General features: G+C 65.7%; 24 protein-coding genes, 1 tRNA gene and 1 pseudogene. 6 read left to right on the forward strand and 20 right to left on the reverse strand.

Features of this window, described 5'->3' with window-relative positions; genetic code table 11:
* Positions 1 to 58 precede the first annotated feature (58 nt).
* Entirely contained in the window at positions 59 to 475 is a 417-nt protein-coding gene (locus H3005_RS06810; RefSeq protein ID WP_100552850.1) for a GNAT family N-acetyltransferase, read from the reverse strand.
* A 78-nt stretch (positions 476 to 553) separates the two neighbouring features.
* Between H3005_RS06810 and H3005_RS06815 the strand changes: the two genes are divergently transcribed.
* Positions 554 to 1510, forward strand: coding sequence for an SOS response-associated peptidase family protein (locus H3005_RS06815; RefSeq protein WP_165780989.1), 957 nt, complete (start codon positions 554 to 556; stop codon positions 1508 to 1510).
* A gap of 9 nt (positions 1511 to 1519) precedes the next feature.
* On the opposite strand, the gene H3005_RS06820 is transcribed toward H3005_RS06815, so the two are convergent.
* Positions 1520 to 1900 carry a response regulator gene (locus tag H3005_RS06820; RefSeq protein ID WP_100460341.1) on the reverse strand — a complete coding sequence of 127 codons (381 nt, stop codon included), beginning with the start codon at positions 1898 to 1900 and terminating at the stop codon, positions 1520 to 1522.
* Between the two features lie 140 nt (positions 1901 to 2040).
* Here H3005_RS06820 and H3005_RS06825 point away from each other — a divergent pair.
* Positions 2041 to 2126 (forward strand) — tRNA-Leu (locus H3005_RS06825).
* Positions 2127 to 2207: 81 nt separating this feature from the next.
* On the forward strand, positions 2208 to 2774 hold the full coding sequence (locus H3005_RS06830) for a GNAT family protein (protein ID WP_100552852.1): 567 nt from the start codon (positions 2208 to 2210) through the stop codon (positions 2772 to 2774).
* 19 nt (positions 2775 to 2793) lie between these two features.
* Here H3005_RS06830 and H3005_RS06835 read toward each other — a convergent pair whose 3' ends face one another.
* Together H3005_RS06835 and H3005_RS06840 are read right to left on the reverse strand one after the other, a co-directional pair.
* Complete coding sequence (locus tag H3005_RS06835) at positions 2794 to 4635, reverse strand: methyl-accepting chemotaxis protein (protein WP_100552853.1); 1842 nt, start codon at positions 4633 to 4635, stop codon at positions 2794 to 2796.
* Positions 4636 to 4889: 254 nt separating this feature from the next.
* Positions 4890 to 5183, reverse strand: a complete 294-nt coding sequence (locus tag H3005_RS06840) for a hypothetical protein (protein WP_100552854.1) — start codon at positions 5181 to 5183, stop codon at positions 4890 to 4892.
* 161 nt (positions 5184 to 5344) lie between these two features.
* Between H3005_RS06840 and H3005_RS06845 the strand changes: the two genes are divergently transcribed.
* Both H3005_RS06845 and H3005_RS06850 read left to right on the forward strand, forming a co-directional pair.
* Complete coding sequence (locus H3005_RS06845; protein ID WP_100552855.1) at positions 5345 to 6433, forward strand: DUF5694 domain-containing protein; 1089 nt, start codon at positions 5345 to 5347, stop codon at positions 6431 to 6433.
* 57 nt (positions 6434 to 6490) lie between these two features.
* On the forward strand, positions 6491 to 7450 hold the full coding sequence (locus H3005_RS06850; protein WP_100552856.1) for a right-handed parallel beta-helix repeat-containing protein: 960 nt from the start codon (positions 6491 to 6493) through the stop codon (positions 7448 to 7450).
* On the opposite strand, the gene H3005_RS06855 is transcribed toward H3005_RS06850, so the two are convergent.
* From H3005_RS06855 to H3005_RS06905, 11 genes and pseudogenes are all read right to left on the reverse strand, one after another.
* Complete coding sequence (locus H3005_RS06855; RefSeq protein WP_223880108.1) at positions 7396 to 7704, reverse strand: hypothetical protein; 309 nt, start codon at positions 7702 to 7704, stop codon at positions 7396 to 7398. The genes H3005_RS06850 and H3005_RS06855 overlap by 55 nt on opposite strands.
* Before the next feature lie 62 nt (positions 7705 to 7766).
* A complete protein-coding gene (locus H3005_RS06860) occupies positions 7767 to 9968 on the reverse strand; it encodes a PAS domain S-box protein (RefSeq protein ID WP_100552857.1) in 2202 nt (733 codons plus the stop codon).
* A 202-nt stretch (positions 9969 to 10170) separates the two neighbouring features.
* The gene (locus tag H3005_RS06865) at positions 10171 to 12567 is read right to left on the reverse strand and encodes a Tex family protein (RefSeq protein WP_100552858.1); all 2397 of its coding nucleotides are present in this window, start codon (positions 12565 to 12567) and stop codon (positions 10171 to 10173) included.
* 207 nt (positions 12568 to 12774) lie between these two features.
* Complete coding sequence (locus tag H3005_RS06870) at positions 12775 to 12990, reverse strand: hypothetical protein (protein ID WP_025879252.1); 216 nt, start codon at positions 12988 to 12990, stop codon at positions 12775 to 12777.
* A gap of 410 nt (positions 12991 to 13400) precedes the next feature.
* Positions 13401 to 14325, reverse strand: a pseudogene (locus H3005_RS06875) (IS110 family transposase).
* Positions 14326 to 14978: 653 nt separating this feature from the next.
* A complete protein-coding gene (locus H3005_RS06880) occupies positions 14979 to 15431 on the reverse strand; it encodes a hypothetical protein (RefSeq protein WP_191077832.1) in 453 nt (150 codons plus the stop codon).
* Positions 15428 to 15631, reverse strand: coding sequence for a PspC domain-containing protein (locus H3005_RS06885; RefSeq protein ID WP_089235996.1), 204 nt, complete (start codon positions 15629 to 15631; stop codon positions 15428 to 15430). The genes H3005_RS06880 and H3005_RS06885 overlap by 4 nt, the downstream gene beginning before the upstream one ends.
* A 50-nt stretch (positions 15632 to 15681) precedes the next feature.
* Positions 15682 to 16050 (reverse strand): YfeK family protein, encoded by a 369-nt coding sequence (locus tag H3005_RS06890; protein WP_100552860.1) that lies wholly within the window; start codon positions 16048 to 16050, stop codon positions 15682 to 15684.
* Entirely contained in the window at positions 16047 to 17114 is a 1068-nt protein-coding gene (locus H3005_RS06895) for a class III poly(R)-hydroxyalkanoic acid synthase subunit PhaC (RefSeq protein ID WP_100552861.1), read from the reverse strand. The genes H3005_RS06890 and H3005_RS06895 overlap by 4 nt, the downstream gene beginning before the upstream one ends.
* Before the next feature lie 3 nt (positions 17115 to 17117).
* The gene (gene phaE, locus H3005_RS06900) at positions 17118 to 18206 is read right to left on the reverse strand and encodes a class III poly(R)-hydroxyalkanoic acid synthase subunit PhaE (RefSeq protein ID WP_191077833.1); all 1089 of its coding nucleotides are present in this window, start codon (positions 18204 to 18206) and stop codon (positions 17118 to 17120) included.
* 22 nt (positions 18207 to 18228) lie between these two features.
* Positions 18229 to 18843 carry a phosphatidylcholine/phosphatidylserine synthase gene (locus H3005_RS06905; protein ID WP_025879258.1) on the reverse strand — a complete coding sequence of 205 codons (615 nt, stop codon included), beginning with the start codon at positions 18841 to 18843 and terminating at the stop codon, positions 18229 to 18231.
* Positions 18844 to 19188: 345 nt separating this feature from the next.
* Between H3005_RS06905 and H3005_RS06910 the strand changes: the two genes are divergently transcribed.
* A complete protein-coding gene (locus H3005_RS06910) occupies positions 19189 to 19839 on the forward strand; it encodes a class I SAM-dependent methyltransferase (protein WP_100552863.1) in 651 nt (216 codons plus the stop codon).
* A 101-nt stretch (positions 19840 to 19940) separates the two neighbouring features.
* On the opposite strand, the gene H3005_RS06915 is transcribed toward H3005_RS06910, so the two are convergent.
* The 5 genes from H3005_RS06915 to H3005_RS06935 form a co-directional block, all read right to left on the reverse strand.
* A complete protein-coding gene (locus tag H3005_RS06915) occupies positions 19941 to 21311 on the reverse strand; it encodes an MATE family efflux transporter (protein ID WP_100552864.1) in 1371 nt (456 codons plus the stop codon).
* A gap of 115 nt (positions 21312 to 21426) precedes the next feature.
* Complete coding sequence (locus H3005_RS06920) at positions 21427 to 22053, reverse strand: DUF2239 family protein (protein ID WP_100552865.1); 627 nt, start codon at positions 22051 to 22053, stop codon at positions 21427 to 21429.
* A 162-nt stretch (positions 22054 to 22215) separates the two neighbouring features.
* Positions 22216 to 22704, reverse strand: a complete 489-nt coding sequence (locus H3005_RS06925) for an 8-oxo-dGTP diphosphatase (RefSeq protein WP_100552866.1) — start codon at positions 22702 to 22704, stop codon at positions 22216 to 22218.
* A gap of 40 nt (positions 22705 to 22744) precedes the next feature.
* Positions 22745 to 23257 carry a DUF1249 domain-containing protein gene (locus tag H3005_RS06930; RefSeq protein ID WP_100552867.1) on the reverse strand — a complete coding sequence of 171 codons (513 nt, stop codon included), beginning with the start codon at positions 23255 to 23257 and terminating at the stop codon, positions 22745 to 22747.
* A 218-nt stretch (positions 23258 to 23475) separates the two neighbouring features.
* Positions 23476 to 24297, reverse strand: a complete 822-nt coding sequence (locus H3005_RS06935) for a pyruvate, water dikinase regulatory protein (protein ID WP_089236004.1) — start codon at positions 24295 to 24297, stop codon at positions 23476 to 23478.
* Between the last annotated feature and the right edge of the window lie 116 nt (positions 24298 to 24413).

The following is a 24413-nucleotide window of genomic DNA, read 5'->3' on the forward strand; positions in this document are numbered from 1 at the left end:
TGAAACCCCGGCTTCGGCCGGGGTTTTTCTTTGCCTGCGATTCCGCGGTGACCGCACCTCAGAACCGGCGATACATGCCGATCGAGGCTGGCGCGGTCGGCGCAAAGCCAAACTGCGCATACAGCCGATGCGCTTCGCCATCGGCCAACAGACTCACGTACGCCGACGGCGGCAGGTTGCCCTGCATCCAGTCGCTCAGACGCTGCATCACCGCCTTGCCCAGACCCTGACCCTGCAGACGAGGCAGCACGGCGATATCGCAGACCTGCAGATGGCAACCGCCATCGCCGATGATCCGGCCCATCGCTACCAGCTCGCTGCCCTGGTAGGCACAGACGCCGAAGACGGTGTTGGGCAATGCCCGCGTCGCCGCCTCATGCGTCTTTGCGCTGAGGCCGGCCAATGCGCGCAGCTGGCAGTAGTCCTCGACCGTCGGCACCGCCTCGCGGAACTGGATCGTCTGTGGATCATTCATGCAACGTCTCCTGGAAGGTCGGGCTATCCTGCCGCATCCACGTCGCAGCCGCTGCGACCCATCTTCCGGCAGAGTCCCATGTGCTATTCCGCCCTGATCCGCGCCGACTACGCCAAGCTGGTGCGCGAGTTCGGCGCCGTCCTCTCCCTGGAGGAATTCGCCGAACTCTATGCGCATGATCCCGGCAAGAAACGGCCGAAGACGCCAAAAGCCATGGACGACGGATTTGCAGGTGCGCGTACCGAACTAGGCCGCGACATCGTGGCGAAGATCCAGCAATGGCATGCACAGGAGCGGCAGCAGCTGCAGGCCGAACTGGAACGGCAGCTTGAACGTCGCGACATCGCCAATGCGACCCTGGCCACCCGACCCACGCAGAAGGCGCGCAATGACCTGCGCGTTGCCGGCAACCGCATCGACCGCGCGCAGGCACGGCTGGACGACTTGCATCGGGAACAGCTGCTGCCACGTGACAATCGTATTTTCCCCGGTACCTATGCACCGGTGATGGTCAGCGAGAATGGCCGGCGCGTGATCAAACCCATGCGCTATCAATGCCGGCTGCCGGACAAGCCTGCGCGCAGCGATGTGCTCTACCCGGGCACCTACAATGCGCGACGGGACAGCCTGGAAGGCTATTGGCGCGGGGCCTTCGGACTGCGCCATGGCGTGGTGGTGGTACAGGCCTTCTACGAACACGTACCTCGCCACGCCATTGCCGGCCGCACCTTGCACAATGACGAGAAGGCACAGGACGCAGTGCTGGAATTCCGCCCCGACCCGCCGCGCGACCTGCTGCTGGCCTGCCTGTGGGCCGAATGGGACGGTCCGGAAGGACGCCTGCTGTCTTTCGCCACCATCACCGATGCACCATCAATCGATGTCGCCGCTGCCGGCCATGACCGGGGTGTACTGCCGATCCGCGCCGAGCATCTGGACGCATGGCTCAACCCGGATCCGGACAACCTGGCTGCACAGTACGCCATCCTCGACGACCGCGAGGACATCCGTTACGTCTACGAAGAAGCCGCTTGAGCGGCTGGGTCAGGCGTTGGCGCTGGAACGCCCAACGGCGCGAACCAAGGCCTTGGAGAGTTCCGCCGACAGGTAGGGCTTGATCAGCAGCACGCCGGATTGCATCGCGACCGGCAGTTGTTCAGCGGCCATGCCGGTGGCGAGCACGAACGGCACGCCGCGCGCAGCCAGCGCCGCAGCAACCGGTTCGCTGGTCTCGTTGTGGGCCAAGCGGTAATCCAGCAGGGCCACATCAGGGGCGGCCTCTTCCAGCAAGCGCAGCGCCTCGGCAACGGACGCGGCCAGGCCGACGACCAGAGCGCCGGACTGCACCAGCTGCATCTGCAGCAGGGCTGCACTCATTTCATCGTTTTCGACTACCAGCACCCGCAGGTCCTGCAACGCTGACATAGCGCTATCGCTCCTGTGCCTGTTAAGCCTTGCCAGTATAGCCAGCAGCCAGCTGATACCGACAATTCAACGCCATTTCGGCCCCGTTCGCCCGCACCTCTATGAACACCCGCCGAGCTCGGGTACACTAGCCCGCTGCTGCCGGTGTGGCGGAATGGTATACGCAGCTGACTCAAAATCAGCCGGGGGTGACCCCATGAAGGTTCGAGTCCTTTCACCGGCACCACGATCAAAGGCCAGGTCCACGACCTGGCCTTTGTCGTTTCCGGTCTTGCCCTGCCCGACCGACGCCGCCGACACTCGAGCGATGGCAACACACTCCAGTCCAATCCTTCCCTCAGCGCTCCAGGCCCACCTGCGCGAACTGGTCCCGCAGGACGCTGTCGCCTGGTCGAACTACCTGTCGCTGCCGGGCGTGATCGAGCACACCAGCTGGGGCGATGTCTCTGTAGAGGCTCTGCAGCGGCAGATCGTCGACCATGCGCGCAGCACGCGATGCCGCCGCTGGGCGATCCTCGACAGCGGCGACCAACTGCTCGGCACCGTCGGCCTCAACGACATCGACATCGAGCACCACCGCGCCGAACTGGCCTACGACCTGTCCCCTGACCAGCAGGGACGCGGGCTGGCGACCGGTGCGGCGCGCGCGGTCATCGCCTGGGCGCATACCGCACTGGGTTGCGTGCGCATCCAGGCCACCGTACTCGACAGCAATCTGCGATCCATTGCCGTGCTCGAACGCGCAGGCATGCAACGCGAGGGATTGCTGCAGTCGTATCGCCATGTCCGTGGGCAACCGCGCGATTTCTGGATGTATGCGCACACTCACCCGCAGCTGCATGGCGGCCAGGGCGAAGGCCGCGCCGCCCCATAGGCCGGCGCGGTCCTGCGCGCTACACCACCCGCAGCGCCGGCGCATGCACGCCATGTCCATGCCCTGCACCAGAGCCCGCGTGCACACGGAACCCTGCCACCGTCTGCAACAGCTGCGAGGACTGCTCCTCCATGCTGCGCGCGGCCGCTGAGGCCTCTTCCACCAGCGCCGCATTCTGCTGCGTGCCCTGGTCGATCAGATCCACTGCGTGGTTCATCTGCTGGATGTCGTCACTCTGCTGTTGCGCAGCGGCGCTGATCTCGGTCATCAGGTCACTGACCCGACGCACGTCGACCACGATCTCGTCCATGGTCCGCCCTGCGCTCTCGACCTGCGCCGTTCCGGCGCCGACGTTGGCAACCGACGCATCGATCAGCTGCTTGATTTCCTTCGCTGCACCCGCCGAGCGCTGCGAGAGCTCGCGGATTTCGGTGGCGACCACGGCGAAACCACGACCATGCTCACCGGCACGCGCCGCTTCCACGGCCGCGTTCAATGCCAGGATGTTGGTCTGGAACGCAATGCCATCGATCACGCCAATGATGTCGACGATGCGACGCGAAGAGGCGTTGATCACCGCCATCGTCGAGACCACTTCATGTACCACCTGGCCGCCGCGTGCGGCCACATCGGCGGCGCCGCCCGCCAGTTGGCTGGCCTGGCGTGCGTTGGTCGCAGTGCGCTGCACGGTCTCGGCCAGCCCCTTCATCGACACTGCGGTCTCTTCCAGCGACGCCGCCTGCTGCTCGGTGCGCTGGGACAGGTCGTTGTTGCCTTCGGCGATTTCGCTCGCACCCACCGCAATGGTGTCCGCGGCGAACTTGATCTGGCCGATGATTCCGGCCATTGCTTCGACCAGCGCGTTGACGCCGCCGCACAGTTCGGCGATCGGGCCGCTCTTGTCGGCCATGGCGATGCTCCGGGTCAGGTCGCCCTCCTTTGCCGACGCCACCACCTCGCGCGTCTGCGCCACGGCACGCTGCATGGCCTGGCTCTCATGCACCTGCGCGGTGATGTCGGTGGCGTACTTGACGACCTTGAACGGCCGCCCGCCCGCGTCGAGGATCGGGTTGTACGACGCCTGGATCCACACTTCGCGGCCGCCTTTGCCCAGCCGCCGGTACTGGCCTGCGTCGTACTCGCCAGAGCCGAGCTTTTCCCAGAACCGGCGATACTCGACACTGGCCCGGTAGTCGGGCTCGACGAACAGCGAATGATGCTGGCCGCGTACTTCTTCCAGCGTATAGCCGGTGGCGGCCAGGAAGTTGGCATTGGCCGTGAGGATGCGGCCATCCATGCTGAACTCGATGACTGCCTGCGATTTATCGATGGCGGCCAGCTGCCCCGCCGACTCGGCTGCCTGCTGCTTCTGCGCCGTGATGTCAGTCGCGAACTTGACAACCTTGTATGGTCGCCCGTGCTGGTCAAGCACCGGGTTGTAGGAGGCCTGGATCCAGATCTCACGCCCACCCTTGCCGAAGCGCCGGTACTGTCCTGCATCGAATTCACCGCGGCCGAGTCGCGCCCAGAAGTCGCGGTATCCGGTACTGCGCGCGTCCTCAGGATCGACGAACAGGGAGTGATGCCTGCCCTGGATCTCATCCAGGCGATATCCCACTGCCTGCAGGAAGTTGTCATTGGCCTGCAGGATGGTGCCGTCGAGCGCGAACTCGATGACCGCCTGCACCCGATGCAGTGCAGCAACCTGGGCCTCAAGCTCGACGTGTCGCCGATGCTGTTCGGCCACCTCCGTGGCGCGGCGCTGCCTGCCCAACACCCCCTGCAGCGCGCGCAGGGGAGACCAACGGGTGAGCACTTCGGCCGGCGCCTGAGCACCTTCCATGGAGCCTGAAATAAGCATCGTCTGATCCTCGGTGTCCGGGTAGCGGTTGCGACCCGCCGGGCGGGATGCCCGGCGGCAACTTCGATTGCCTGGGACTGCAGACGCCGGAAGGCGTCACTCGAGCGACTGGCAGAAACAGTACGGCAGCTGCGATCGTCATCAAACAGCGGCGGAGCACACGGCACGGGCCGCCCATCGGAGGCAGCCTCGGGTCCGGCAGCGGGAGCCAGCAGCGGGCTCCAGAGAAGGTATCGGCGCGGCGGCCAACAACTTTAGGGGGCCAGCCCCTGGTCGGCAGCGCGCCGCAGAACCCAGCGCAGCAGCATCGTTGCCAGCACCGCCGGCAGGTAGCCCAGACTGCCGCAGACGACCAGCAGGGAAGGTCCCACCAGTGGCCCGCCACCACCCAGGAACCAGTTGCGGGTGGCGAGGATGTACAACGCGAACGGCACCAGCAGCAACGGTGCCAGCCGCAACAGCTGCCACCGCCATCTGCCCGGACCGATCCAGCCAGCCAGTGCACCAAGCACGGCACCTGCGGCTACGATGGGGGCGATTTCATCCATGACGCGCTTCCGGAAGTCTTCCAGCCACCATTCTGGACCAGCGCCGACGGAAAGGGGATGCGACAGGCACGCAGAAGGTTGCAATGACCATCGGGACATCCCTTGCCGGCGCGCTGCCGGCGAGCATGTGCCCACTGACTGGATTTTTCCTGGGAGGCAGCATGCTTCGACGCTTGAACGCCATCATCATCCTCAGCCTGTGCAGTGCCGGCGCATTGGCCAGCGACGCGGGGTTCCGTCCCAGCTTTCATCCCGACCAGCTGAAGGGACCACCTGCCGGTCGCCACAACGAAGTACTGGTGCTTGGGACAGCACATCTGTCGGAACTGCCAAAGACCTTCGAGCCGGCCATGCTGGAGCCCTTGCTGCAGCGCCTGGCACGTTGGCGCCCGCAGGCGATTGCCACCGAAAACCTGTCCGGCCTGCAGTGCGACTTCATGCGTCGCAATCCCAGCCGCTATGCCGAAAGCGTTGAAACCTACTGCTACGACACCGATGAGGCCCGCGTCGCCACCGGCCTCGACGTGCCCAGCGCGAACGCCGAGATGGGACGCCTGCTGTCGGCATGGCCGGCAAGCCCGACAGCAGCGCAGCGTAGGCACCTGGCCGCGGTGTTCCTGGCCGCTGGCGAGCGCGGATCGGCGCAGGTGCAATGGCTGCGCCTGCCTGTGCAGGACCGGATCGCCGGCGACGGCCTGGATGCTGCGCTGGTCGCGATTCTCGACAAGAGCCTGACCCGCCGCAATGAAACCAACCTTGTGGCGGCAGTCCTCGCTGCCCGCCTGGGGCTGGAACGCCTGTGGGCAGTGGACGACCACACCGCCGATTCGCCCACCCCACCCGAGGACGAGAAGGCAGCACGCGAAGCGATCATGAAGGCCTGGGACAATCCGCACGCAAACGCACGGCGCGACGCCGACGAGCCGCTGTATGCAAATGTCGACAAGGTCGGTGGCGTACTGGACCTGTACCGTGCCTACAACCGCCCCGACGTCGGCTTGCAGGCCTACCAGGCGGACTTCGGCGCGGCGCTGGTCGAGCCCTCCTCCCAGGGCTTTGGTCGCAACTATGTGGGCTACTGGGAAACCCGCAACCTGCGCATGGTCGCCAACATCCGCGAAGTGCTGGGCCAGCAGCCGGGAACGCGCCTGCTGGCGATCGTTGGTGCCTCACACAAGGGCTATTACGAGGCCTACCTCAACATGATGCACGACGTGCAGCTGGTCAGCTCGGACGAAGTGCTGCGTTGACAGAGGAAACGCTGGGTGCGATATCGTGGATGGGACTGTCCACTGGAAGGAGCCGTTATGAAGAAATGGATCCCTGCCGCATTCGCGGCATTCGGCTTGGCCGCGGCGCTGCAGGCCGCTGCTTGTGACCTCACTCTCGACAACGGCGGCGACCTTGCTGGCGCGGTCGCCAGCGCGCCAGGCAAGAAGATCTGCCTCAGGCCAGGCCAGTACGTCGCCGGCCCGGCGCCTCTGGAGATTCCTGCCGGGACCACCATTGAAGGACTTGGAGCCACCATGGCCGAGGTGGTGGTCTCAGCCTACGGTGCACCACAGAAGGCCATAGGCCTCGGCAGCAACACAATGCTGCACAACTTCACGCTGACGACCGGGGCAGGCGGAAACTTCGGCGTGCTGGCCTACCACCAGGACCGCGTCATCATCTGGAGTCTGGATATCGTCGGCTTCCAGATCAGCGCCGGTGTGGTTGGAGGCAATGGCGTGGAGATCTGGGATACGTTCATGCGTGGAAACGGCATTGCCGGCAATGCGACGGCGGATCCCAATCTATGGATCACCGACTCCCGCGACGTCACGATCCTTTACGGACAGCTCACAGGCCGCAAGGATGGTCCAGGCGGCGATGGTGAGATGGCCATATACAACTCCAGCAACGTCATGATTGACGGCGCACGGGTCATCGATTCGGGGGCCAGCGCCATCTATCTAGTGAACTGTGTCGACTGCACCGTCAAGAACTCGGTGATTGAACGGCCAGGAGAATGGGGTATCGACGTCGTGCAAGGGTCACACCGATTCCTCGCCGACAACAACTACGTCAACGGCGCGAACTATGGTGGTGCGGTGTTTGAAACTTCCGGCGGCGCCACCGCAACGTTCCGCTCGAACCGATTTATTCTCAATCGACGCATGGGCGTGGGCAACTGCAACGGCATCAATGCAAAGGGAGGTACTGCAGGCATTCAGTCGATCGGCAATACATCCATGCCGTCGGGCGATCTCTGCTCATTCCCCTGAAGCACGGGCAAGGGGGCAGAAGCCATAGGCGCCTCGTCCCTGCCCGCTTTCCACAGAACGATGCTGGCCACACATATACAGGCCAGCGTCACTACCAGCAACACCAATGCTCCGCCCTGCAGAATGGGCAGAACAGCCTGCGCGCGCAGGTCATCGCGCAGCTGCTCCAGCCGCAGGCAGGCAGCCGAGGTCAGGCACCAACCGACCAGAGCAGGAGCAAAGGCGCGCATCGCCGCCGAGTCGCAGAAGTTCATTTGATCACCTGAGGATGTGGGCGTTGGCGCAGTATTCGCCGCGCCCCTCTCACAGGTTGAGATCAGCCGTCGCCGAGGTCGCTGCCGTCCGCCGGCGAGCCGCCGGGCAGTTCACTGGTTTCGCCCTGCACCTGCACGTTGTTGCGGCCCATCGCCTTGGCCCGGTAGCACTGGGCATCGGCGGCCGCGACGGCCTGGTCCACGCTCATGCCGGCAGCAAGCGGCGCGATGCCGATGCTGGCGCCGATCCGCAGCTGATGCTGGTCCCACGGAATGGACAGGCTGGACAGGGTGTGCAGCAGTTCACCACCGATGCGCGCCGCGCGCCGCGGGCTGCACCCGGACAGGATCACCGCGAATTCGTCACCGCCCAGGCGCGCCACCACATCCGAATCGCGTACACCATGACGCAGCACGCTGGCCACGGCCCACAGCACTGCGTCGCCGGCCAGGTGCCCAAAGGTATCGTTGACCGGCTTGAACCGGTCCAGGTCGATATACATCAGCGAAGCCGCCTGGCCCGTCCGCTCGACCCGTGTGATCGCCTGCTGCAGGTGCACTTCGAAGCCGCGGCGGTTACCCAGTTCGGTCAGCGGGTCCATCTCCGCCAGGTGTCTCGCCTCGCGTTCGCGTGCACGCTGCTGCGTATCATCGCGCAACACCCACACGGCGCCGCGCACATGCCCTTCGTCGTCACGCAACCAGGCCCGGGTGAGGTCCACCGGTACTGTCGCCGCCCCCATCCGCAGCAGCAGATCGGCGTGCAGGTCCACGGCATTGCTTTCCGGATCCAACAGTACGCTGACGTCGAGCTGCGATTGCGGTGCGTATTCGGTGGTCAACGAAAGCACGTCCTGCACGAGATGCCCGGCCAGTGACAGTGCGCCATCGCCGGCAAGCATTCGCACGGCAGCCGCGTTTGCATATTCGATGCGGCCATCCAATGCAACGCTGAGCACCAGGTCGGCGACGGCATCGAGGGTGATGCGGCTGCGCTGTTCGCTTTCGAACAGGCGCTGCTCGCTGCTGCGCTGCGCGCTGACATCCTGGATCTGCGACACGAAATGCAGCGGTTCGCCGCGCTCATTGCGTACCAGCGATACCGACAGCCGCGCCCATATGGTGTTGCCATCACGTCCCACGTAGCGCTTTTCAAGGTGATAGTGGGTGCGTCGCCCCGCCAGCAGATCCTGCACCAGGGCCAGGTCGGTCTGCAGATCGGCCGGATGGGTCAACCGCTGGAAATCGACCTGCAGCAGCTCCTCGCGCGGGTAGCCAAGAATGCGGCACAGCGCATCGTTGACATCCAGCCAGCGACCTTCCAGCGACACCAGTGCCATGCCCAGTGCCGCCGAGGTGAACGCACCGGCGAACTTGTCCGCCGCAAGACGTGCCTCGGCGCGGGCCTGCAGGATTTCAGTGATGTCGATGGCCATGCCGACATAGCCGATGCGCTCGCCATCGGCGCCATCCATGCGGCTGATCGACAGGCGCACTTGGCGACGCTGGCCATCCTTGCGCAGCAGCGTCCACTGCCGCGAATACGTCTGGCCGTCGGCGCGGGCACTAAGTGCCTCGAACACCCCGGGAACCTGTCCGTCAGCGGTCGCCAGCGGTCGCAGCCACGCCTGCAGTTCAACCGGGTCGTGGAAGGCGTCCAGCCGGCGCCCACCCACTACTTCAGCAGCGGTGTAGCCGAGCAGCCGCTGCGCACCCGTGTTGAACAGGGTGATGGTGCCGTCGGTGTCGGTGGCGATCACCGCCACTTCGTCGGATGCATCCACCACTGCCTGCAGGCGCTGGCGCATTTCGGCCGCGTCCTGGCGCGCCCGCTGCAGTTCGGTGACGTCGGCATGGGCACCGGCCATCCATAGCGGCCTGCCCTGCCCGTCCCACTCGAACACCCGTCCGCGGTCGTGAATCCAGATCCATTCGCCATTCCTGTGGCGCATCCGCAACAGGCAGACATAGTGGTCGGTGCGGCCATCGAAGTGGTCCTGCAGAGCCGCATCGGACAGCGCCAGATCATCCGGATGCACCAGCGCGATGAACGTCTTCTGGCAGATCGGCTCCAGCTCGTCCAACCGGTAGCCGACGATCTCGGCCCAGCGTTCGTTGACCCGCATCTGTCCGCTCTGGACGTTCCATTCCCAGGTGCCGGCCGCGGTGCCCTCGATGATCATCGCCAGGCGACGGCGCTCTTCGGCCAGTTCCTGCAGCCGGCGCTCCAGCAGTGCGTTGCCGCTGCTGCCCTGATCGGCCATCAGCCGCCTCCCCTGCAGACGCAGCTGCCCGCAGGCCGTGGCGAGGCGCCACAGCGGTCACGGAACAAGGCGGATGGTGCTGACGGCATGGCCTCCCCAGCGACAGCGGGGCCCCAAGCCCCCTTTCCAGCGCAAGTGTGCGCATTGCCGGGGAACATCGACAAGTCCCCCACCCGGCCGTGCCGGGAGGGGGACGGCAGACTCAGCTGCGCTTGGCCCTGGCGAACGCCTCGGCCAGGGCATTGTTGGCTGGCGGCGCGGCCGGTGCCGGGCGTCCGCCATTGCCCGGGTTGCGCCCCTGGCCACCACGCCCCTGCCCGGGGGTGCCCGCGTCGCGACGCGGGGCCTGCCCCTGGCTGCGTTCGTCACGGCTGCCCGGGCGGCTGGTGGCCTGGCCAGGCGTGTCATCCAGGCGACGGGTCAGGGCGATGCGTTTGCGCGGCACATCCACCTCCAGCACCTTCACCTTGACGATGTCGCCGGCCTTGACCACGTCGCGCGGGTCTTTCACGTAGGTATCGGACAGCGCCGAGATGTGGATCAGGCCATCCTGGTGCACGCCGATATCGACGAACGCACCGAACGCGGCCACGTTGCTCACCACACCCTCCAGCACCATGCCCTCGCGCAGGTCCTTGATGTCCTCGACGCCATCGGCGAAACGAGCCGCCTTGAACTCCGGGCGCGGATCACGGCCGGGCTTTTCCAGTTCCTTGAGGATGTCGCGCACGGTCGGCACACCAAACGTTTCGTCGGTGAACTGCTCGGCCTTCAACCCGCGCAGGAAACTACCGTCGCCGATCAGCGCCTTGATCGGGCGCCCGGTGCTGGCCACGATCCGCTCGACCACCGGGTAGGCTTCCGGATGCACCGACGATGCATCCAGCGGCTGATCACCATCGGCGATACGCAGGAAGCCCGCACATTGCTCGAACGTCTTCTCGCCCAAGCGCGACACCTTCAACAAGTCCTTGCGACGCTTGAACGGACCGTTGTCATCGCGGTGGCGCACGATGTTCTCGGCCACCGTCGACGACAGGCCCGACACGCGCGACAACAGTGCCGCCGACGCCGTGTTGACGTACACGCCGACAGCGTTCACGCAGTCCTCCACGCGCGCATCCAGCGCACGCGCCAGACGGTACTGATCCACGTCGTGCTGGTACTGCCCGACACCGATCGCCTTCGGCTCGATCTTCACCAGCTCGGCCAGCGGGTCCTGCAGGCGACGCGCGATCGATACCGCGCCACGGATCGACACGTCCAGGTCCGGGAACTCCTTGGCCGCCGTTTCCGACGCCGAGTACACCGAAGCCCCGGCTTCGCTGACCACGATTTTCTGCGGTGCGTTGTCACCCAGCGCCTTGATGGCTTCACCGGCCAGCTTGTCGGTCTCGCGGCTGGCGGTGCCGTTGCCGATCGCGATCAGCTGTACGTTGTGCCTGGTGCACAGCTGCTTGATCGTCTGCAGCGACTGCTCCCACTGCCGGCGGGGTTCGTGCGGGTAGATGGTATCGGTGGCGACCAGCTTGCCGGTGGCGTCCACCACGGCGATCTTGCAGCCGGTGCGGATGCCCGGGTCCAGGCCCAGCACACTTTTCGGGCCGGCCGGCGCGGCCAGCAGCAGATCCTTGAGATTGTCGCCGAACACGGCGATGGCTTCGGCCTCGGCTTTCTCGCGGGCCTGGTTGAACAGGTCCAGCAGCAGGTGCATGTGCAGCTTGGCCCGCCAGGTCAGGCGGCAGGCATCGAGCAGCCAGCGATCACCGGGGCGCCCCGCATCGCGAATGCCAGCGTTGTGCGCCACGCGCCCTTCAGCGTACTGATGCCCCGCCTCGGCATCCTTGCCCGGGTCCAGTTCCAGGAACAGGATCTCCTCGCGGCGCGCGCGGAACAACGCCAGCAACCGGTGCGAGGGGATCTTCGCCAGCGACTCGGCGTGTTCGAAGTAATCGCGGTACTTGGCGCCCTCGGTTTCCTTGCCCTCGGCAACGCGGGCACGGATCACCCCCTGCTCGCTCAACCAGCTGCGCAGTTCACCCACCAGCGTGGCGTCCTCGCCCCAGCGCTCCATCAGGATCGCGCGGGCACCTTCCAGCGCGGCCTTGGTATCGGCCACGCCCTTGTCGGCATCCACGAACGTGGCAGCAAAGACCTGCGGGTCCCGCGTCGGATCGCCCAGCAGGCCGTCGGCCAACGGCTCCAGTCCGGCTTCGCGGGCGATCTGCGCGCGGGTACGGCGCTTGGGCTTGTACGGCAGGTACAGGTCTTCCAGCCGGCTCTTGGTGTCGGCAGCGAGGATCTCGTTGCGCAGCTCATCGCTGAGCTTGCCCTGTTCGCCGATGCTGGCCAGCACCGCCGCACGGCGGTCTTCCAGCTCGCGCAGGTAGGTCAGGCGGGTTTCCAGGTTGCGCAGCTGGGTATCGTCCAGGCCGCCGGTGACTTCCTTGCGGTAGCGGGCGATGAACGGAACGCTGGCGCCTTCATCGAGCAGGCCGACGGCGGCGCTGACCTGGGCGGTCTGGGCACCGATCTCATCGGCGATGGTCTGGGCGATCTGCTGGGCGAGCTGGCGCTGGGCGTGCTTGGCGTCGTGCATTGTTTCCGGCCTGGGCCGCATTGCGGGAAAGGCCCATTCTTGCAATGCGCGGGCGGCAGGGACAAGGCGTTGACAGAACGGCGGTTCAGGCGGCGGGTCCGGATCGGACGCCGGCATCCTGGCAAGTGGGGCTCGGACTGGCCCTGGGGCTGGGATGCCGGCGCGGACGCGCGATGGTGGGGCGCGTCCTGCCGCGTATTGCGAAGGTCAGCGGTAGTGGCGGGCGGCACGCTGCATGACGATGTCGTCACGCAGGCTCTCAAGCGCCATCAGGCGGACCTTGCCGACACCCTGCAGTTCCATGAACCGCTCCGTGTAGAACTCCGGCCCCAGCGCGGTATCGGCGCGGGATTTGCTGAAGCCGTAGGGCACCACGCCCTTCTCGCCATCCTTGCTACCACCGACATAAAGAACGATTGCCATGTGATGTCTTCCTCCAAATTGCTACTGCGTACTGCACACGATGAGCGGTACTTGCGAGCCCATCGGGGTAGAGCTTACCGCGACCAAGCTGACTGGAACGTCACGAAGACTAATGACGATCGGTTGCATGCAGATGACTGCGGGATAGCAGCAGAATGCTTACGGATCTTTAACTTCCGTCTAACGAATGGAGGGATTTCCAGCCAACGGCGCAGCCCCTCGTGGGTGGGTTGGTTGGTCGCGGAATGCAAAAGCCGTCGCGCTGGTCGGCCGGGTTGGGTTCGCGGGGGACGCCGTGAATCCGTCCCTGGAGCAACTGTGTTGAGAGAGGGGCCTCGGCCCCTCCGACAGTCACGCACGGTAGTGCCGGCCGCTGGCCGGCAGCCTTTTGGGGCACGCGCAGACTGGCTTCAGGCGGGGATCGATCCGCCTTGAGCGTCACGCATGCGCGCGTTGAGAATCACCAGCATCTTCCGCATCACCGCCACGATGGCTACTTTTCCTTCTTTGCCTCGGGCTCGCAGCGACTGGTAGAAATTGCGCAGTCGAGGTTCATGCCGCATGGCCGACATGCTGGCCATGTAAAGCACCTGACGGATCTCGGCCCTGCCGCCATGGATGCTTCGTTTGCCGCGCATGGTTCCGCTGTCGTGGGACATGGGTGCTACACCGACCAGACTGGCGATGGCCTTGCCGCTGATCTTGCCCAGCTCCGGCAGATAGCTGGCCAATACCGCCTGCAGGACAGGGCCCACGCCTTTCATCGACTTCAGTACCGCCAGCTGAGGTTGCTGGGCAACCTGCTCGGCAATCTGCTGTCCCAAACGCCCAACCATCCTCTGCAGGCGGCTGATGTTGGCTTGCAGCAGTCGGCGCAACTCACGATCGGTCACCATCTCCTGCTGCTGGCGCGCTACGGTCAGGGCTTCCATCGTCTGTCGACGCGCCCGCACAAATTCCCGCAGCTTTTGCTGCCAGGGCTCCAGTGGCTGATAGGCGGGCAGTTTCACCAAGGCCGCCATCTGCGCCAATGCATAGGCATCCAGACGGTCGGTCTTGGCCACCTGGCCCATTCCCTGGGCCAGCCTGCGAGCCCGCAGCGCGTTGGCACGGACCACCGCATGACCGGCGTTGTGCAGGAAGTTCAGTACTGATTGTTCGTAGCCCCCAGTGGCCTCCAGTGGCCTCCAGCACGATCTGGCTCACCGGATGTTTCCTCAACCAGAGATCCAATTCAGCGAAACCCGAAGCGCTATTGCTGACCTGCAGCACCTCTCCGTCCGTCGTGCCGACATCCAGTTGGCGCTTGCTGACATCAATCCCGATCCCGTTCATCACCGGACTCCGTATAGTCTGGAAGGGTCGAGAGCTCCCCCGCTTGCCCAGTCTTATTACTGCGAGTGTCAGCTCCAGCAACTGTTCGGGCGGATCAAGGGAGATTCCGGCGTGGGCGCCAAGCTCCAAGGCGATCGTCGAGATCCAGGCTTACACGGCGGCCCACGCCGGCTCTCGACACCTACGTTGCCAGATTCCAATCAGATAAGGCTTGGCCGCGGCATCCATGCCGCGGACACCCCCGCGAACCCAACCCGCCCGCCCTCTGACAGATCTCTGCGGTCTGCCACCCACGGAAAAGAAAAAGAAGATCAAAAGCAAAAGCGGCTTGGCCGGCCGCTTCTTGTAGAGCCAAGCCCACGCTCGGCTGCGTTCAGGCCAGTCCGCGAAGCCGGGCGCAGACTCGGCTCTACACGAGCAAGCGCAGCGCGCGACCCGCTTCTGCTGTTCTTTTTCTTTTCCGTGGCTGGACGCACCCGGAAACTGTCAGGAGCCGGGCGGGGTGGGTTCGCGGGACCGTTGGCGCCATGGATGGCGCCATCGAGCCCCCAGGGATGGGTTTACGGCGTGTCCCGCGAACCCACCCCGCCCGGCCCAATCACATGATTCGCTCTACGCGACCACCCACGAGGGGCTGCGCCGTTGACTGGAAACTATGGCCACCAGCCATGCCCGAACCGCGCGTAATGATCAGCCGCACGCTCGAACGGATTGCGCGCGCTGACGCCGCCACACAGCATATACACCGGCAGGTACAGCGGCCCCAGCACCAGGTACTGGTACACGTGTGCGCGCTCATGATCATCCAGCCGGATCAACGGCTCCACGCCCCACCCCGCCTGATGTGCATAGGTACGGCAGCACATGCCCAGGTCGTAGCCGGTGTGCAGGATCACGTTGCCGAGGGTAATCGCTCCGCCCGGGCCCCATGGCCAATGGTCGAAAACCACCGCGCAATCACGACCGCTCCAGCGCATCTTCGCACCACCCAGCAACCCGGCCAGACCGCCAAGCAGGCCGATCAGGGTATTGGGCACGGTCCACAGCGCGCCCAGCACCTGCAGCGCGCGCAGCCAGATCGGCCAGGGCCGGGACGCGGCGTTCAATCGGCCTCGTTGGGGATCAGCAGCCACAGCAACAGGTAGATCAGGATGCCCGGGAAGGCGGCCGATGCCAGCGAAATCACCACGTACAGCACCCGTACCAGGGTCGGGTTCCAGCCGAAACGATGGGCGATGCCGCCCATCACTCCGGCGATCATGCGGTCGTTCAGCGAGCGCGACAGGGTGCGCGGCACAGCGTTCATGGCGAGGTCTCCCGGCTGACTGGCTGCGGCCACTGTAGCGCCTGCCGTGTCTACGGCGTGCGTTGGCGCAATGCCTGCAGGCGGGCGCCGAACCACGCCGCAGAGGTCTGTTCGGGCTGGCCGGGGCAGCGGATCCGGTACGCCTTGCCACTCATGCTGCTCTGGCTCGCCGCACGCTCGATGAACTGCTCGGCGGTGTCGACCATGTCCTTCTTCAGCAGGTAGTCGTACTTGCGCTGCAGGTGCGAACGCGCATCGGCGGGACCGTACCAGCTGCCATTGCGCTGGAACTGGCACTGGGAGCCGTCCAGGCTGCCGATCAACTGTGTGATCTCGCGGCGCGCATCGGCGCTGGGCGCGGCGCCGGCAACGCCCGGTGCAAGGGCCAGCGCAAGCGCGATCAAGGGGAAATACTTCATGGCGTGCGTTCCTTCAGCCAGTTGTCGATGGTCGCCGGCACTTCGCGCTGCGCGCGGCCGGAGACGTAGATGCCGATGTGCCCACCGCGGAAACTGGACTCGGTGTAGTCCTGCGTGCCCAGCCGGCCACGCATCGCACGTGATGCATCCGGTGGCACCAGGTGATCCTGTTCGGCGTAGATGTTGAGCACGGGCAGGGTCACCTTGGCCAGGTCCACCGCCTCCTCACCGATATGCACGGTGCCGTTGACCAGCCCGTTGCCCTGGTAGAACTGCTTGATGAACTCGCGGAAGGCCTCGCCCGCCAGATCGGGCGAGTCGAAGATCCACTTTTCCATGCGCAGGAAGTCTTCCAGTGCGGCCTTGTCATCGAGGATGTCGAGCAGGCCCACGTACTTCTGCACGTTCAGGCGGAACGGCTTGAGCATCAGGTAGCTGGCATTCATCAGATCGGCCGGGATGTTGCCCAGCGTGTCCACCAGCAGATCCACGTCCACCTGCTGCGCCCAGTGCGACAGCATGTTGTCGGCGGTCTGGAAATCGACCGGGGTGACCATGGTGATGAGGTTGCCCAGCTTCTGCCGGCGCAGCGCGGCGTAGCACAGCGCGAACACGCCGCCCTGGCAGATGCCGAGCATGTCGACCGGGCCACCGCTGCGCGCGCGCAGCGCATCCACCGCGCCATCGATGTAGCGCAGCAGGTAATCCTCAAGCGTCTGGTAACGCTCGGAACGATCCGGATAGCCCCAGTCCAGCACGTACACGTCCTGGCCCAGCGCCAGCAGCTTCTGCACCAGTGAGCGATCGGCCTGCAGGTCGACCATGTATGGGCGGTTCACCAGCGCGTACACGATCAGCAGCGGCGTGCGCCGGACCGGTGCGTTCTCGCCGACGAAGCGATACAGCACCACCTTGCCATCGCGCCAGACTTCCTCGCGGGCGGTGGCGCCATAGTCGACATCCTCCACCTGCGGCAACAGCTTCAACCCTTCCATCAGCTTGCGCTGCATGGCCAGGGTCTCCTGCATCAGGTCATCGGCATTGAAGCCCAGCGGTCCTTTCATGGCTTACGACTTCCGCGTGGTGGTGCGGGAGGTGGCCTTCTTCGCTGGCGCCTTCTTCGCTGGCGCCTTCTTCGCTGGCACATTCTTCGCGGCAGCCTTCTTCGCTGGTGCCTTCTTCGCGGCAGGCTTGCGCGCGACGGGCTTCACCTTGGCAGGCGCCGGCTGGGCTACCGGATCGACCGCGTCGGTACCGGCAAGCACCGCTACCTGTGCCTGCAGCCGGCGCAGAGTACGCTCGAGCTCGGCGATGCGACGGTGGGCGGCATCCATCTCGGTTCGGGTCGGCAGGCCGATGCGTTCACTCATCTGTTCCACCTCGCGTTGCAGCCCCGCGCGCAGGCGCATCTGCGCATTGCCCAGCGCCGCGTAGATCTGCTGGAAAGGTGCCGACATGGCGACCTTGGCGTAGGCCTCCTCGGCCACTTCGATCCACAGATCGAACATCGCCCGTGCGCTGGTCAGCTGGCTGCCGGGCTGCTCATGCTCGGCCAGGCGCTGCTCGAACAGGTCGAACGCTTCTTCCAGCGCCTGCTTGATCTGCTCGACATAGGCCTGCGAGTGATGCTGGTACTCCTCCTGCGCGCGCAGCAGGGCCTGCCACCGCGCCTGGTGCTCGCGGCCGGGCCCGAACGCCGGGCTCTGCAGCCAAGGACCGGCCAGCGTCTGCAACTGCTGGAACCACGCCGCGAACTCGGGCGGAGCAGCGCCGGCATGGGTGCTGCCACGGGCACCCTGCAGCATCCACTGCAGCATGCCGTCGCCCTGACCCTTTACCGCTTCACGCCAGGCCTGGGCAACCTCGGCACTGCTGGCATCGCGGCCGGCAAAGCGTGCAGCCACTTCCTGCATGGTGCCGTACCAGCTGCCAGCCTGTTCGCGGAACCGACGCACGGCCTCTTCCGGCGCTGCCGCCCCGGTCTCGGGCAGCAGTTGACCCCACCAGTCGAACAGGTGCTTCCAACTGCCCGGGTCGTCACCGGCGGGGGCCCCCTGCACAGTCGCGTGGCGCAGGGCATCGCCCCAGGCACCGAAGTACTGCCGGGCCAGGTTCTCGAAATCGCTGCTGCCGGCGTCGTTGGCCGAGCTGGTCATCGCGCTCCTCCGCAGGGCTGGGTCATGGCTTGGGAATGCGCAGGGTCTTGCTGATCATCAGCGACCCGGACAGCGCGAACAGCAGCACCAACGGATGCAGCTGCCAGGGGCCGATCTGCCACTGGCCCAGCCACAGGTCGTGGCCGATGGCATCGGTGCCGGCGGCGATCGCCAGCACGATCACCAGCGCCAGGCTGGTGGGGATCGGTGTTCCCTCGAAGTACTTCACCTTGCCTTCGTCACCGCTCATCGCCTCGGCGGTCACGTTGTAACGGGCCAGGCGGCTGACGCCGCAGCAGACGAAGTAGCTCAGCACCAGCCAGTCCCAGCCGCCCTGCATGCCACAGGCATAGGCCAGCGCTGCGGGTGCGACACCGAAGGAAATCACGTCCGACAGGGAGTCGAGCTCGCGGCCCAGGGTCGAACTGGACTTGCGCCAGCGCGCGATGCGGCCGTCCAGTGCATCGAAAATGAAAGCCAGCGGGATCAGCGCCATGCCGAACAGCAGATAGCCGCGCTCGCCATCCTGCAGGAAACGCATCGCGGCAAACACCGCGCCGGTGCCGCAGAAAGCGTTGGCGAGGGTGAACCAGTCCGCCAGATGGAACTCGCGCAGCATCGAGAAGTGACGTTTCATGAAGTCTCACGGGGCATCAAGGCCCACAGGGTACCGCGAGCGCCGCCACCGGCAACAGCGTGGGCTGACCCCGCCCTTCACCCGTCACTCACCGATCCTCACCGGCGGTGAATTTTTCGCCACCCATCTTGACAGCCTAGGGGGGTGGCGCCTGCCAGTGCTTATCCACAAAGTTGCCCACGCGTAATCCACACCCCCTGTGGACAAGTGGCTCTCACCGACTGCGACGCTGGACATTTCCTGATCACCTCAAGCCGGGGTTTCCCTACTTCCCAAGCCGATCGGCTGGCGCTATGGTCTGCGGCGGACCCGCCGCCGCCACGTCCGACTCCTTACCGACGGACGATGTTGATGCTGGATGCACGCACCCTGGCCGCGCAGTTGCGGCAGCCCCATGGCGAGGCCGCGCTGGCCGTGGGCGAATCGATGAACCGCAGCAACGGCGCCCTCAACCAGGCAGCAATCGCGTTGCTGGCCGTCGCTCCCGGAGAGCAGGTGCTGGAGATCGGCCCAGGCAACGCCGCCTTCGCGCCGCTGCTGCTGCAGGCCAGCGGCAGTTGCTACGTGGGCGTCGAGCTGTCCCGTGCCATGGTCGACGCCGGCAACCAGCATCTTGCCGCCAGCGGCCTTGCCGGGCGTGCCGCGCTGCGCGAGGGCGATGCCCATGCCCTGCCCTTGGCGGATGCCTGCGTCGATGCTGCGCTGGCGGTCAACACCCTGTACTTCTGGCCGAACCTGGCCCCCGTGCTGGATGAACTGGCGCGGGTGCTGCATCGCGGCGGCCGGCTATGCCTGGCCTTCGGCGATGCTGGATTCATGCGCAGCCTGCCCTTCGCCGCCGACTTCGAACTGCATGAGCTGGATGCCGTGGAGCTGGCGCTGCGGGTGTCCGGCTTCAGCGTCACGGCATGGCGCTCGCATCGCGAATGCACAACCGGCAATGACGGCCAGCAGCGGGAAAAGCACTTCCACCTGCTGCTGGCGCGCCGCCGGTAGGGCCGGCCACTTGAACTGCAAAAGACTGCTCTGCTGACGCTTGGGCGATAGCGGAATGCAGGAACGTCACAGGCCCCGCCCCGCTCCGCATGTGCTCTGGCTCAGGCTCGAACAGCAAGCCGGCGCCTCCAGCCGAAGAAGCAAAGCAGCTGCAGCAACAGCATCGCCAGCAACCCCAGCGGCCAGGCCCACCACAGCCCAGCCAAGCCATGCCGCGCCTGCAGCCACGTCGCCAACGGCAGCTCCAGCAGCAGGACAGCGGCTACTCCCGCCAGCGCCGGCAGCAGCACGAAGCCGCTGCCGCGCATCACCCCGACCAGCACCGCGCTGATTCCCATCGCCAGCACGCCCCACACAACCGTGCGCAACTGCTGGGCCGCCAGTTCCCGCACCGCCGGCGCATCCAGGATCAGCCCAGCCAGCCACGGCGCCAACCCGACTGCCAGAGCCACCACAAGCGTCAACAGACCCAGGCCCAGCAGCACACCGGTGCGGGCGATCTCCGGCAGCCGCGTCGCCCGACCCGGGCCCATCGCGTGGGCGGCGAGGATGGTGGCGGTGATTCCGAGCGACATGGCCGGCAGCTGCACCCAGCTCATCAACTGGTTGACCGCACCATACGCGGCGGTCGCTTGGTAGCCATGGTTGTTGATCCAGCCCAGCAGCACGATCTCGGCAATGGCCAGACTGAGCATCTGCAGGGAAGATGGCGCACCAATGCGCAGCATCGAACGCACCAGCGCCCCATCGAAACGAATGGCACCGAGCAGCTCCCGGCCTGGAGCGAGCGGATGACCGACGCAATGCCAGCGCCACAGCAACCAGCCCAGCGCCAGCGCTGAGGCGAACACTGCCGACAAGGCCGCACTGGCGGCCCCCAGCTTCGGCAGGCCGGCCCAGCCCAGGATCAACAGCGGTGTGCACAACAGGCCGACCACGGTAGCCAGCAACAGGGCATGCAGCGGCGTCTTCGCATCTCCCACTGCACGACTGACGGCGGTGGCCAGCCACAGCAGGAAAAAGACCGGCGCACCCAACAGCACGATCCGCGCATAGACGATGGCCTCGACCAGGATCGGCGCTGGTGTTCCCAGTGCCACAAGCAGTTGGGGCGCGAAGATGCCACCCACCGCCATCACCAGCGCCGACAACATCACCACCAGGGCCACCGCGCTGCCAGCGACAGCCTGCGCCTGTTGCGGCCTGCCACTACCCCACGCCTGTCCGATCAGCACCATGGCCCCGGTCGCCAGGCCCATCACCAATGCCAGCAGCAGGAAGAAGACGGGGAAGAACGCGGCGGCGGCGGCTACCGCCTGCGTTCCCAGCAGATGGCCAAGGTAGATGTTGTCGAGCGTGCCTGCGGCCAGCTGCAACGCATTGGTCAGCAGCATCGGCAACAGCAGGGCCAGGTAGCTGCGCCACAGCGGTGGCGTCATCGCCGGGGACATCGGGTTGGAAGCAGAGTTCATGGGATTCCATGGGCAAGGCGCCGCCCTGCCCGGCATCTCCGCCAGCAAAGGAAGCACACAGGGGATGGTGCGCAGCCCGCGATCAGGACGACTGAATCACGCGCCGCGCGGTGATTCAGTCGTCGCCGTCCGCAGCGTCATCGAAGGCAAGGCACAGGGCGTGGCTGCGCACATCCGCTGGCCAGGACTGCAGCGCTGCCTCAAGCCCGGCGCGATCATGCGCGAACAGCACGCGGATGACCTCTTCGAAGCCCGGCAGGTCACCGGCGATGGCCTGCAGGAAGTGATAGGCGCGCTCGGTGTAGCGGCGCGTGCGGTCCTTGTCCGCACCGGCGCGGCTGGCCGCTTCCACCAGCCGGCGCAGCACCACCGAGGCACCGCCCGGCTGTTCGGCCAGCCATGCCCAGTGACGAGGCAGCAGAGTCACCTCGCGGGCGATCACACCCAGCTTGGGACGTCCGCGGCCACGCGGGACGACGGACGCGTCATCGACCAGGGGGCCCTCATCCACTTCGACTGGCGCTGGAAACGCCTTGGCAATACGCACCAGCAGCTGCGCATCACTGCCACGAGTATCGAAATCGTGGGTACGGCCGGTGGCGTTGTCGAATACCAGTAGTGGACCGGGCGCGTTGTCCGCGCGCAACTGCTTGAGTGCCATTGCGGCCGCTTCCGGCGTACCAGAGACGACCAGGCGATGGCCGTCGAAACAGCTGAAAGGGGCGAGTCGGGATGCTTGCATGACAATGGCATCAGTGAGGATGCGTAAATATTACCCGGGTAATTTAATGACGTCAAATATTGCCCGGGTATTAATTAACCATCACATCCATGAGCATGCCGGGCAAGGCCGGTGCTCAATCAAGCGATCAGGATCAGCCTTCAATCTGATCTGCTCACCGCGTCAAAGACGGCTGAAGGACCAGCTCTGCATGCGTCCATCCCGGTAAGGCATCACCCCGTGGAACGGGCGCGGATCGGCATCGAACACCAGCGGCAGGAAGTTGCGGTCGCCCTCCCACATGGGCAGCGTGTCCAGCTTGTCCACGTCCACCCACTCCAGGGTGCCTTCGTGGTTGCCGCCGTGCGGGGCACCCTCGAAGCTGTCGATGACGAACACGAAACCGAACCAGTCTTCGCCATGCTTGCCGAAACCCGGCCAGCTGATGGTGCCGCGCAGGCGCATGGCGGTGCAGTCGATGCCGGCTTCCTCTGCGATCTCACGGCGCATGCCGGCGGCCACGTCCTCGGTGGGCTCGACCTTGCCGCCCAGGCCGTTGTACTTGCCCAGGTGGTGGTCACCCGGCCGGGTATTGCGATGGATCATCAGCACCTGGCGACGATCGGGCGAGAGCACATAGCCCAGGGTGGCGACGATCGGGGTATACGGCATGTGCGAATCCGGCGGCGGGTCAGCCGTGGATTATGGCCGATCAACGCACCAGCGACAGGCGACGATCGCCGGCACCCACGGTGTTGCCGTCAGGGTCAAGGCGCAGGGTAGCCACGCCATGGCCGCGTTCGGCCAGGTATTCCAGCCATTTGCCGAGGAAGGTGTTCATCCGCATGCGATGGCTGATCAGTTCGGCCGGCGGCGGGTACAGGCCCATCGTGTCCTGCCAGCGGCGGCCGACGTAGCAGTGGGTGGTCTCGGCCTGGCGCGCGTCCCGGTACAGACGGACGAAGGCCGATGGGTCAGGTTCACCGGTCACCGGGTCGGCCAGGTCGTAGGTCAGGCGCAGCTCCACCGTGTAGCGGTGGCACTCGATCACATCCAGGCGCACGTCCAGGCCGTCACCTACCGAGGAGACGTAGCTTCCCGCCACCAGCTCGGCCGGCGCGAACAGGCGCACCAGGTGGCGGTAATTCTCCGCGTACAGCCCCATCAGCCAGCTCAGCCGGCTCAGGCGGGGAATGCGCTCGGTACGGGGCAATGCTCGGGCCATGGGTTGATCCTACACGTTGGCCCTTCAACGTGGGGACAGTTCAACCCGCAGCCAAGCCGCCAACGGCGATCACCCCTGTAGAGCCGAGCCCATGCTCGGCTGCTCTTCGGCCAGAACCCGGTGGCCCAGCCGAGCATAGGCTCGGCTCTACAGGGCGCAGTTGAAGCGCCCATTGGTAGTGCCGGCCGCTGGGCGGCAGCGCGGCGCGAGGGAAAGGATCAATACAGCTCGCGCTGCAATCCCAGCGTACCCAGCACCTTGCTGGAGATCTCCTCGATCGAGGTATGGGTGGTGCTGAGGGTCGGGATGCGTTCCATCTGGAACATGACCTCCGCTGCGGCCACCTCGCGCTTGCAGGTGTCCAGGTTGGCGTAGCGCGAATTGGGCCGGCGCTCCTGGCGGATCTGCTGCAGGCGGTCCGGGTCGATGGTCAGGCCGAACAGCTTGCGTCGGTAGTTGCGCAGCCGTGGCGGCAGGCGGTCGCTCTCCAGATCCTCGTCGGTCAACGGGTAGTTGGCCGCGCGCACCCCGTAATGCAGGGCCAGGTAGATGCAGGTGGGCGTCTTGCCCGCCCGCGACACCGCCACTAGGATCACGTCGGCGTCGTCGTAATTCACCGCGATGCCATCGTCATGGGTCAGCGCGAAGTTCATCGCGTTGATGCGCCGGTGGTAGGTGTCGAAGTCGACCATGCCGTGGGCCTGGCCGACCCGGTTCAGGCGCGAGCTGGACAGTTCGCGCTCCAGCGGCTCGATGAACGGGGCGAACACATCCAGCATCAGCGCCCCGCTTTCGGACAGGATCACGCTCAGGCTCTGGTCCACGCAGGAGTTCACCACGATCGGCCGGACCTGGTACCGCTCCCCCGCCGCCTGGATCCGGGCACACGCTTCCCGGGCTTTTTCGGGGTCATCGACAAATGACATCCGGTCGGTAATGAAGCTGAACCCGGAGAACTGGGTCAGCAGGCTATGCCCAATGGTTTCAGCGGTGATACCGGTTCCATCGGAAACGTAGAACACCGGACGGATGGTCGACATGCGCGCATTTACCCCCTACGAAGCCTAAAAGGGCCGTCAACACAAGCTTGTGCCGACGGTGGTCTGCCCGGCATCATATCGGCTTCTTCCTACGGACGCGGCCATCCAAGCCCGCC

It is taken from the genome of Stenotrophomonas sp. Br8 (assembly GCF_014763005.1).
Lineage (GTDB): Bacteria > Pseudomonadota > Gammaproteobacteria > Xanthomonadales > Xanthomonadaceae > Stenotrophomonas > Stenotrophomonas lactitubi.

Bases quoted from the DNA above. Each gene is read 5' to 3' on its own strand.
- H3005_RS06905 (WP_025879258.1), bottom strand. From the start codon at position 18,843: ATGAAACGTCACTTCTCGATGCTGCGCGAGTTCCATCTGGCGGACTGG.
- H3005_RS06895 (WP_100552861.1), bottom strand. From the start codon at position 17,114: ATGAAAGGACCGCTGGGCTTCAATGCCGATGACCTGATGCAGGAGACC.
- H3005_RS06865 (WP_100552858.1), bottom strand. From the start codon at position 12,567: ATGCACGACGCCAAGCACGCCCAGCGCCAGCTCGCCCAGCAGATCGCC.
- H3005_RS06850 (WP_100552856.1), top strand. From the start codon at position 6,491: ATGAAGAAATGGATCCCTGCCGCATTCGCGGCATTCGGCTTGGCCGCG.
- H3005_RS06885 (WP_089235996.1), bottom strand. From the start codon at position 15,631: ATGAACGCTGTGCCGCGCACCCTGTCGCGCTCGCTGAACGACCGCATG.
- H3005_RS06815 (WP_165780989.1), top strand. From the start codon at position 554: ATGTGCTATTCCGCCCTGATCCGCGCCGACTACGCCAAGCTGGTGCGC.
- H3005_RS06930 (WP_100552867.1), bottom strand. From the start codon at position 23,257: ATGGCCCGAGCATTGCCCCGTACCGAGCGCATTCCCCGCCTGAGCCGG.
- H3005_RS06925 (WP_100552866.1), bottom strand. From the start codon at position 22,704: ATGCCGTATACCCCGATCGTCGCCACCCTGGGCTATGTGCTCTCGCCC.
- H3005_RS06820 (WP_100460341.1), bottom strand. From the start codon at position 1,900: ATGTCAGCGTTGCAGGACCTGCGGGTGCTGGTAGTCGAAAACGATGAA.
- H3005_RS06835 (WP_100552853.1), bottom strand. From the start codon at position 4,635: ATGCTTATTTCAGGCTCCATGGAAGGTGCTCAGGCGCCGGCCGAAGTG.
- H3005_RS06830 (WP_100552852.1), top strand. From the start codon at position 2,208: ATGGCAACACACTCCAGTCCAATCCTTCCCTCAGCGCTCCAGGCCCAC.
- H3005_RS06845 (WP_100552855.1), top strand. From the start codon at position 5,345: ATGCTTCGACGCTTGAACGCCATCATCATCCTCAGCCTGTGCAGTGCC.
- H3005_RS06855 (WP_223880108.1), bottom strand. From the start codon at position 7,704: ATGAACTTCTGCGACTCGGCGGCGATGCGCGCCTTTGCTCCTGCTCTG.
- H3005_RS06910 (WP_100552863.1), top strand. From the start codon at position 19,189: ATGTTGATGCTGGATGCACGCACCCTGGCCGCGCAGTTGCGGCAGCCC.
- H3005_RS06870 (WP_025879252.1), bottom strand. From the start codon at position 12,990: ATGGCAATCGTTCTTTATGTCGGTGGTAGCAAGGATGGCGAGAAGGGC.
- H3005_RS06860 (WP_100552857.1), bottom strand. From the start codon at position 9,968: ATGGCCGATCAGGGCAGCAGCGGCAACGCACTGCTGGAGCGCCGGCTG.
- phaE (WP_191077833.1), bottom strand. From the start codon at position 18,206: ATGACCAGCTCGGCCAACGACGCCGGCAGCAGCGATTTCGAGAACCTG.
- H3005_RS06935 (WP_089236004.1), bottom strand. From the start codon at position 24,297: ATGTCGACCATCCGTCCGGTGTTCTACGTTTCCGATGGAACCGGTATC.
- H3005_RS06890 (WP_100552860.1), bottom strand. From the start codon at position 16,050: ATGAAGTATTTCCCCTTGATCGCGCTTGCGCTGGCCCTTGCACCGGGC.
- H3005_RS06810 (WP_100552850.1), bottom strand. From the start codon at position 475: ATGAATGATCCACAGACGATCCAGTTCCGCGAGGCGGTGCCGACGGTC.
- H3005_RS06840 (WP_100552854.1), bottom strand. From the start codon at position 5,183: ATGGATGAAATCGCCCCCATCGTAGCCGCAGGTGCCGTGCTTGGTGCA.
- H3005_RS06915 (WP_100552864.1), bottom strand. From the start codon at position 21,311: ATGAACTCTGCTTCCAACCCGATGTCCCCGGCGATGACGCCACCGCTG.
- H3005_RS06920 (WP_100552865.1), bottom strand. From the start codon at position 22,053: ATGCAAGCATCCCGACTCGCCCCTTTCAGCTGTTTCGACGGCCATCGC.